10 protein-coding genes are annotated in these 7,920 nt (G+C 63.7%); 5 read left to right on the plus strand and 5 right to left on the minus strand.

Annotated features, from left to right (window positions below; all coding sequences use genetic code 11):
• Positions 1-10 precede the first annotated feature (10 nt).
• Together WCJ41_RS10110 and WCJ41_RS10115 are read right to left on the minus strand one after the other, a co-directional pair.
• The gene (locus WCJ41_RS10110) at positions 11-1,114 is read right to left on the minus strand and encodes an anhydro-N-acetylmuramic acid kinase (protein WP_336905741.1); all 1,104 of its coding nucleotides are present in this window, start codon (positions 1,112-1,114) and stop codon (positions 11-13) included.
• Positions 1,115-1,278: 164 nt separating this feature from the next.
• Entirely contained in the window at positions 1,279-1,908 is a 630-nt protein-coding gene (locus WCJ41_RS10115) for a TetR/AcrR family transcriptional regulator (protein ID WP_336905732.1), read from the minus strand.
• A gap of 114 nt (positions 1,909-2,022) precedes the next feature.
• On the opposite strand from WCJ41_RS10115, the gene WCJ41_RS10120 reads away from it, so the two are divergent.
• From WCJ41_RS10120 to WCJ41_RS10140, 5 genes are all read left to right on the plus strand, one after another.
• Positions 2,023-2,865 (plus strand): alpha/beta hydrolase, encoded by an 843-nt coding sequence (locus WCJ41_RS10120; RefSeq protein ID WP_336905733.1) that lies wholly within the window; start codon positions 2,023-2,025, stop codon positions 2,863-2,865.
• A gap of 262 nt (positions 2,866-3,127) precedes the next feature.
• Positions 3,128-4,369, plus strand: coding sequence for a tyrosine--tRNA ligase (tyrS, locus tag WCJ41_RS10125; RefSeq protein ID WP_336905734.1), 1,242 nt, complete (start codon positions 3,128-3,130; stop codon positions 4,367-4,369).
• Positions 4,369-4,983, plus strand: coding sequence for a DMT family transporter (locus WCJ41_RS10130; RefSeq protein ID WP_336905735.1), 615 nt, complete (start codon positions 4,369-4,371; stop codon positions 4,981-4,983). Before tyrS ends, WCJ41_RS10130 begins: the two co-directional genes overlap by 1 nt.
• 16 nt (positions 4,984-4,999) lie before the next feature.
• Positions 5,000-5,257, plus strand: a complete 258-nt coding sequence (locus tag WCJ41_RS10135) for an EamA family transporter (protein WP_336905742.1) — start codon at positions 5,000-5,002, stop codon at positions 5,255-5,257.
• Positions 5,258-5,332: 75 nt separating this feature from the next.
• Positions 5,333-6,490, plus strand: a complete 1,158-nt coding sequence (locus tag WCJ41_RS10140; protein ID WP_336905736.1) for a succinylglutamate desuccinylase/aspartoacylase family protein — start codon at positions 5,333-5,335, stop codon at positions 6,488-6,490.
• A 131-nt stretch (positions 6,491-6,621) separates the two neighbouring features.
• Here WCJ41_RS10140 and WCJ41_RS10145 read toward each other — a convergent pair whose 3' ends face one another.
• From WCJ41_RS10145 to WCJ41_RS10155, 3 genes are all read right to left on the minus strand, one after another.
• The gene (locus WCJ41_RS10145; RefSeq protein WP_336905737.1) at positions 6,622-6,972 is read right to left on the minus strand and encodes a nuclear transport factor 2 family protein; all 351 of its coding nucleotides are present in this window, start codon (positions 6,970-6,972) and stop codon (positions 6,622-6,624) included.
• A 49-nt stretch (positions 6,973-7,021) separates the two neighbouring features.
• The gene (locus WCJ41_RS10150) at positions 7,022-7,306 is read right to left on the minus strand and encodes a hypothetical protein (protein ID WP_336905738.1); all 285 of its coding nucleotides are present in this window, start codon (positions 7,304-7,306) and stop codon (positions 7,022-7,024) included.
• Positions 7,307-7,607: 301 nt separating this feature from the next.
• On the minus strand, positions 7,608-7,790 hold the full coding sequence (locus tag WCJ41_RS10155; RefSeq protein WP_336905739.1) for a hypothetical protein: 183 nt from the start codon (positions 7,788-7,790) through the stop codon (positions 7,608-7,610).
• Between the last annotated feature and the right edge of the window lie 130 nt (positions 7,791-7,920).

The following is a 7,920-nucleotide window of genomic DNA, read 5'->3' on the forward strand; positions in this document are numbered from 1 at the left end:
ACAAACCTTTTCAGGGTCGCGCGATAACACCGCCAGACGTTGGCCTTGGCGCGCCCGTCGTGCCGGGGAATGTGATGGCCCGGCCGTTAAGGCAGCGGACGGCGAGATAGGCCCAGGCTTCGGCCTCCATCGAGTCCCCATTCATTCCAACTTCTTCTGCTATCATTACAGGTACTTGCAGAAGGTCTCTAAGATTCTGAATCAAAACAGGATTGAGCCGTCCGCCACCGCAGATGATGTAGAGGCGAGGTGGTTCGGGCACCAGTTTCTCACTGAGCGCAATCGAGCAGGCGGTGAAGCGGGTGAGCGTGGCCGCACCATCGGCGGCTGACAGGGCATCGACAACCGTCATCTGGAAGGTGTTACGGTCGAGCGACTTGGGTGCGGCCGTTGCGAAAAAGTTGTTTTTGAGTAGTTGCCCAAGCACGCTTTCGTTGCTGTTGCCGCTACCAGCCAACATGCCATCCCGGTCGTACGGAACGTCCGTGTGACGCTCGCACCAATCGTTGAGAAGGGCGTTGCCGGGACCCGTGTCGAAGGCGACAAGGTCGCCGTTCCGCCCGATCCAGGTCATGTTGGCGACACCCCCGATATTGACGAAGGCGACCGGCCGCGCCTTGACGGCGGCGGCCAGCGCCCGGTGGTAGACAGGGACCAGCGGCGCCCCCTGCCCACCGGCGGCCACATCCGCTGCGCGCATGTCATAGACGACGGGGATGCCGGTGCGGCGGGCGAGCGTGGGGCCCAGCCCCAACTGGACGGTCAGGCGGCGCTCCGGGCGGTGGATGACGGTCTGGCCGTGAAAGCCGATGAGATCGATCTCGGGTGGGGTGAGGCCGTTGGCGTCAAGAAACTGCAGCACCGCCTCGGCATGCCATTCGGTGAGCGCGCGCTCGGCCTCGGCCAGGATGCCGGGACGGGCATCGCGGGTTTCGAGCGACTTGGCCGCCGTCAGGGCGTCATGGAGGACGGCCTGCTGGCCCGGGCGATAGGGATAGGTGGCGGCAGGGCCACGGTCCACGACGTCCTCGCCGTCTGTGCGAAGCAGCGCCACGTCGATGCCGTCGAGCGAGGTGCCGGACATGAGGCCGATGGCGGTCAGCGGTTTTGACAGGTGAGGCCTCCGGAGGTTAAGAGCCCACAGCCGTTTTCGAAAGTCCGAATGCCATGAGCCAGTTCAAATCCGATTTCCTCAACATACTGTCAGAGCGCGGGTTCATCCACCAGATCTCGGACCCGGAGGGACTGGACGCCGCCGCCAAGGCCGGCCTGAAATCCTCAAGTCCACGCCGCCGCGCCCAGCGCTCCGAGGATGCGCTTGACCACCGATGCGGCGACCTCCTCGGCGGGCCCGCAGGCTGCCGTTACGGCGCCGGCGCGCAACGTGGCGAGGCCGTGGATGGCGCTCCAGGCAAACAGCGCGTCGCGCTCGCTGGGCGGCGCGGCGATGACGCCGGTCCGGTGCAGATCCCGCAGGGCAAGCGGCAGATAATTGTAGGTGGCGGTGCGGCCGTCCGGCACGGCAGCTGACCGGTAGCCGGCGGCATTGACGCCGAACATCAGGCGCCACAAGGCGGGCTCCGCATCCGCGAAATCAAGATAGGCCGCGCCCAGGCGCATTAGGCGCGCCCGCGCCTCCGCCGCGTCCGCCGCCGGGCGGGCCGGATCGAACGCCTTTGCGAAGTAGGTTTCGAGACGGCGGAAACCGGCATCCGCCAGCGTGTTGAGCAAGGCCTCCCTGCTCTCGAAGTGCCGGTACACCGCCGGCGCGCTGACCCCCACCGTGGTGGCCAGCTGCCGCAGCGACAAAGCCTCGATGTCAGGCGCGGCCAGCGCCGCCTCGATCAGGGCGCGGCGCAGATCGCCATGGTGAAAACGGCGGGGAGCAGCATCATTCATGACGAACATGTTAACACTGTTGACATCATGCGCAAGACGGTCTAACTTAACGCCGTTAACTTAACAGGTCCGGGCGCGGCCCTATACCTCCAAGCCGCTCCGTACCGCCAGAAGACCGCAACCATGAGTGACCCCATCCCGCTGCCCGCCCCCACAATGATCCAAACGGCGATTGGGCGGCTTGCCGTCCGCGACACGGGCGAGACGCCCGCCGGAGGCGAGATCCTCGTGCTGTGGCCGTCGATCCTGGCGGACCACACCATTTACCGGGCGCAGATTGCCGCATGGGCCAAGCGCCACCGGCTGGTCATCGTCGACGGGCCCGGCCATGGCGACAGCGGCCCGGCCCCCGGGTCCTTCACGATGGCGGATTGCGGCCGCGCAATGGCTCAGATCCTGGATGCGCTGGCGATCAGCGGGCCCGTCGTCATCGTCGGAACCTCACACGGCGGCCTGGTGGGGGGCGAATTCGCGCTCACCTACCCGGAGCGCACGCGGGCCGTGGTGATGCTCAACACGCCGGTGAACGCCTCGCAGCGGGGCTTTGGCGACCGTTTCATCACCTGGGGTGCGCGGCGGCTGCACCGGATGGGCGTATTTGTCGAAGGCACCGCTAAATCCTTCTTCCTGCCGGCAACGATTGCCCGCGGCGGTCCGGAACTTGAGGATTTCCGCCGCCATCTGCGCGGGGCCAACGGCGCTGCCCTGGCCACCACGGTGCGTTCGGTGCTGCTGGAGCGCGAGCCGCTGGCGCCGCGCATGCGGAACATCAGGGTGCCGGTTCTGTTCATCGCCGGAAGCGAGGACAAGATGTACCCGGCCAGTTCGCTGCGCCAGGCCGCCGAGACGCTGCCGCAGGGCAAGTTCGAGACCGTCGAGTCGGCACATATCTCCGTGGTGGATGCGCCGCAGGCCACGACCGCGCTGATCGACGGCTTTCTCGCGAGTCTTCCAGCGCCGCGCTGAACATATCCGCAAGCCAGACTTGCCTTTGGCCGGTGCTGGTTTCAGCGGCTCGCACCGGCTGCTCTAGCTCAGGCCCAATGCGGTCAGCGGTTTTGACAGGCGGAAGCTCCGTGCTAGAGCATGATCTTGTCGCAAAAGTGGAACCACTTTTGCGACAAGATCATGCTCAAGCTTTTGATCTGGCGCATGTTCCGATTAGATGGTTCCATCTAATCGGAACATGCGCTAAGACCCCGCAGCCTTTCGCGAAAGCCGCAGCGCCATGAGCCAGTTCAAATCCGATTTTCTCACTGTACTGTCAGAACGCGGATTCATCCACCAGATCTCGGACCCCGAGGCCCTGGACGCCCAGGCCAAGGCAGGCGCCATCACCGGCTATATCGGATTCGACGCCACGGCGACCTCGCTGCATGCGGGCTCGCTCGTGCAGATCATGATGCTGCGCTGGATGCAGAAGACCGGGCACAAGCCCATCGCGCTGATGGGCGGCGGCACCACCAAGATCGGCGATCCGTCGTTCAAGGACGAATCCCGCAAGATGCTGAGCGTGGAGCAGATCGCCCACAACCTCGACGGCATCCGCCAGGTGTTCACCAGGTTCCTGACCTTCGGCGAGGGCGCCACGGACGCCCGGATGGTGAACAATGCCGACTGGCTGGACCACCTGAACTACATCGATTTCCTGCGCGATTATGGCGTGCACTTCACCATCAACCGCATGCTGAGCTTCGACTCGGTGAAGCTGAGGCTCGACCGCGAACAGCCGCTCACCTTCCTCGAATTCAACTACATGATCCTGCAGGGCTATGACTTCCTCGAGCTCAGCCGCCGCCACAACTGCGTGCTGCAGATGGGCGGCTCCGACCAGTGGGGCAACATCGTCAACGGCATCGAGCTCGGCCGCCGCTGCGACCAGAAGCAGCTCTTCGCGCTGACGTCTCCGCTCCTCACCACATCGTCCGGCGCCAAGATGGGCAAGACGGCGTCGGGTGCCGTGTGGCTGAACGCCGACCTGCTGTCGCCCTATGACTACTGGCAGTACTGGCGGAACGCCGAGGACGCGGACGTGACGCGCTTCCTGAAGCTCTACACGGAAATGCCACTGGCAGAGATCGCCAGGCTCGGTGCACTCGGCGGCTCCGAGATCAACGAGTCCAAGAAGATCCTCGCCACCGAGGCGACCACCATGCTGCATGGCCGCGCCATCGCAGAGGAAGCCGCCGAGACGGCGCGCCGCACCTTCGAGGAAGGCCAGAGCGCGGCAGGACTGCCTACGCTCGACCTCGACCTCGACGCCGGCACCGGCCTTCTGGCGGCCTGCGTTGCGGCGGGCTTCGCCTCGTCCAACGGCGAGGCACGGCGCTCCATCCAGGGCGGCGCCATCCGCATCAATGACCAGGCGGTGTCGGACGAGAAGCTGACGCTGACCCGCGCAATGCTGACAGACGGCGTGATCAAGCTGTCGATGGGCAAGAAGAAGCACGTACTTGTGAAGCCGACCTGATGGTCGCGCCTGACCGGAGGCTCTTCGGGCTTCTGCTGGTCGGGGGTGCAACGGCGCTGTGGAGCACGGCGGGCATATTCGTCCGCCTCGTTGACCTCGACGTGTGGACCATTCTCGGCTGGCGCTCGCTGTTTGCCGTGCTGGCCCTGCTGGTGATCGTGATGATGAAGCGACGCGGGGGTGCACCCTCCTCGACAGCGCCCGCTTCCGTGCTGTGGCTCACCGTTCCGGTCGCCACCATTTCCATGGGTGCCTATGTCGTTGCCCTGAAGCTCACCACCGTGGCGAATGTCATGGTGGTCTATGCCGCGGTGCCCTTCGTGACGGCGCTCCTCGCCCGGGCAATCATCGGCGAACGCCTTACCGCACGAATGCTGGCGGCGAGCCTCGCCGCCATGGCCGGGGTTGCCGTCATGGCCGGGGCCGCCCTCGACCCCGGAAACTTCCTTGGCGTGGCGGTTGCGCTGCTCATGACACTCGCCATGGGCACGCAGATCGTTCTGGCGCGGAAGTACCCGGGGCTGGACATGGCCCTGGTAAATGCAATGGCAGCAGCCGTCTGCGCCGTGGGCGGGCTTGTGCTGGCGGGGGTTTCCCATTCCGACGCCCTATGAACTGTTCGTGCTTGCCATGTTCGGCATCACCAATACCGCGCTCGCCTATTACCTCGTGCTGGTGGGCGCGCGCTACATTCCGGCGGCGGAGGCGGGACTCGTCAGCACGCTCGACGTTGTGCTCGGCCCGGTGTGGGTGTGGTTGATCTTTGCCGAAGTGCCATCGAGAGCCGCCATCTTCGGGGGCAGCATCGTGCTTGCGGCGGTCGTTTACTACCTGCTCTCGGAGGCCAGGTCGGGTGACGCGCTTGAGGAGGCCCGCCAGCCGGAGTAGCTTTGCTGCGCGTGCAGCGCGGCTGGCCATTGCTGGCGTTTGCCCGGGGCAGAACCGCAGCGAGGAGTGACTGACATGCCGAATGAGACACTTCCCAATCTGGACCGGCGCAGTTTCCTGGTGGCTCCGCTGGCGGCCGCAGCGGTGATCGCCGATGCTGGACAAGGGGCGGCGGCCACGATGGGCAACACCGTCTTCACCGGCGATGTGGTGAAGGGCAAGAAGGTGGTCAGCACGCTGGACATTGCCGATCTCGAGCCAGGGCAGAAGCACCTGCTGTATTTCCAGGGCGTGGAGTCGGCGACGGGGCAGCCGTGGCTCGTCTCGGTGATGGTGGCCAAGGGACGCCTGCCCGGCAAGCGCATCACGCTGACCAGCGGCGTCCACGGCGATGAGATGAGCTCGATCCGCGTGGTGCAGCTGGTGATGGAACAACTCGACCCGGCCCAAATGGCTGGCAGCGTGATGGCGGTGTTCGACATTGCGCGCCCGGCCCTCGAAGGCATGCAACGCCGCTGGCCCAACCAGGGACGCGGCATCGATCTCGTGGACATGAACCGCGAATGGCCAGGCAACGAGAATGGCACAACTGCCTCGAGCCGCCAGGCTGGCCTGCTGTTCAACCGCGTGCTCAGGCCAAACTCCGACATCGCTCTCGACTTCCATACCGGCACGACCGGGCTTGATTGCAACGACTGGATTATCGGGAACAGGGAGATACCCGAGGTCAAAGCCATCATCGACCTCTTTCCAGTCCGTCAGGTTCTTGACTCACCAGCCTACCCTGGTGTTCTGCACAACGCCTTCACTGACGCTGGCATACCCAGCATTTGCCCCGAGGTGGGGGCGGCGCGCATCCTCGCCCCCGACATGATCGCGCCCTTCGTGGAGGGCACGATGAACGTGCTGAAGCATTACGGCGTCGTCGGCGGCTCGATCGGCCGGACGGGTGCAGACGCAGGCATGTTCATCGGCAACAGCGCCGCACCGATCCTGGCGACCCAGGGTGGCTTCATCGAGCATCTGGTTGCTCCGAATGACAAGGTGCAGGCCGGCCAGAAGGTGGTCGTGCAGCGCAATGCCTTTGGCGAGACGGTCGCCGAATATGCAAGCCCTGTGGACGGCGAAGTTGGCGCCATCCGCAGCGATGCCAGCAGCGAGCCGGGAAATGCGCTGATGTTCATCCTGTTCAACCGGGCGCCGGCGGCAGGTGATGCGGACTATCCCGAGTAGGGGTTGGGGCAGTCCCATTGATTCATTATGGCCAGGCTTGTCCCGGCCATCTGCCCTTTGGGTGGCACCGGTAATGGATACGCGGCTCAAGTGCGCTCATGATGCGTGTTGAATGCGTGGAGCGCTCGTCCTCAGTCCGTCCAGCGAATGAACTTGAGGCTGCGGATCAAACCGTCGCGCACTTCGTAGATGGCCATGATGTGCAGGTCCCCGGTCGGCAGACCGTAGACGGTTTCCTTGTCGATGGCGTGGGTGGGGCCCTCGATCCGCTGGTGGACGGTGCAGCGGAGTTGTGGATTCTCGGCGAAGCGCTTGGTGTAGACTTCGCGGATCTGGTCGAGGCCGCTGCAGATCAGTTGGCCGGTGACGAGATCGGAGATCGTTGCATCATCGGCGAAGAGTGCACAGTAACCGTCGATATCATGCGCGTTGTAGACAACGAGCTGACGGTTGACGACATCGCGTGGGGAAGGGTGCTGCATCGGGCGGACTATAGGTGGCGCGCGCCCGATGTCCAGCGGTGAGGATCGACTACGAGATTCGCCAAACCCGGATGCCGGCCACACCATCCTCCACAATAGAGCGACAGGTAAAGCGCATGGGGCGGTGGCGACGGGCACAGCCGTGGATCCCGATCACCGAGCTTCCCGGAGCGAAGAACGAATCACCGATCTCCATGGCAGGGAAGGGGTATTTGGCACGACGGCCGCGCGGGGCGGGCACTCCTTTGGTTATCGCAATGATCGGCGACGGGCGCGGATCGATGACCGGGGAGAAGAAATCAGAGTTCAAAATCAGTGCCTTGTCGAATTCCATCAGCAGACCTCCTGGCTGTCTTCGCGTCTTGTTCATGGTGTGACTGATCACATCATTCCATCTGCGAAGCTGGCAATTATACTTGGCATCATTCGATATGACAGTGTGCGGAAGCTACCGAATGCTTCCTGACAGTTTCCTGACTTTGTGGAGGCAAGTGACACGCGCCCGTGCCGGGGATGGACAGGTGAATCCATTCCTGCCGCGAACGGCATAAACCGTCATGCCCTGTGTTTGCGGGAGGGATCCTCTCCCCCTGCAACGGCAGGGGGAGAGGAAGAGAACAGACGGGACTGCAATCTCATCTGTTCCGCGATTTATACATGAGGCTTTGGAATATCAGAATAGGTGAAACAGAATAGTTGACAAGCGCATGAGCGCCCTGACGATTGAACAATGCGCCCTCGGAATGCCGCTCCATTGACCACACAGCTGCCGCTTCAAAGCCGCAGGCGCGGTTGGTGGAAAATGCAGGGTTGTTCATTCGTCTCTCCATTCGAACTCCACAGAGCCCGGCTTCGGAAACGCACGGATTGCACAATCAGAATGTAAGCAACAGCAGTAGTGTCCGGTTTAATTCATGATCAATCGCGAAGAAGCCAATAACGACGGGG

It is taken from the genome of Aestuariivirga sp. (genome assembly GCF_037139295.1).
GTDB lineage: Bacteria > Pseudomonadota > Alphaproteobacteria > Rhizobiales > Aestuariivirgaceae > Aestuariivirga.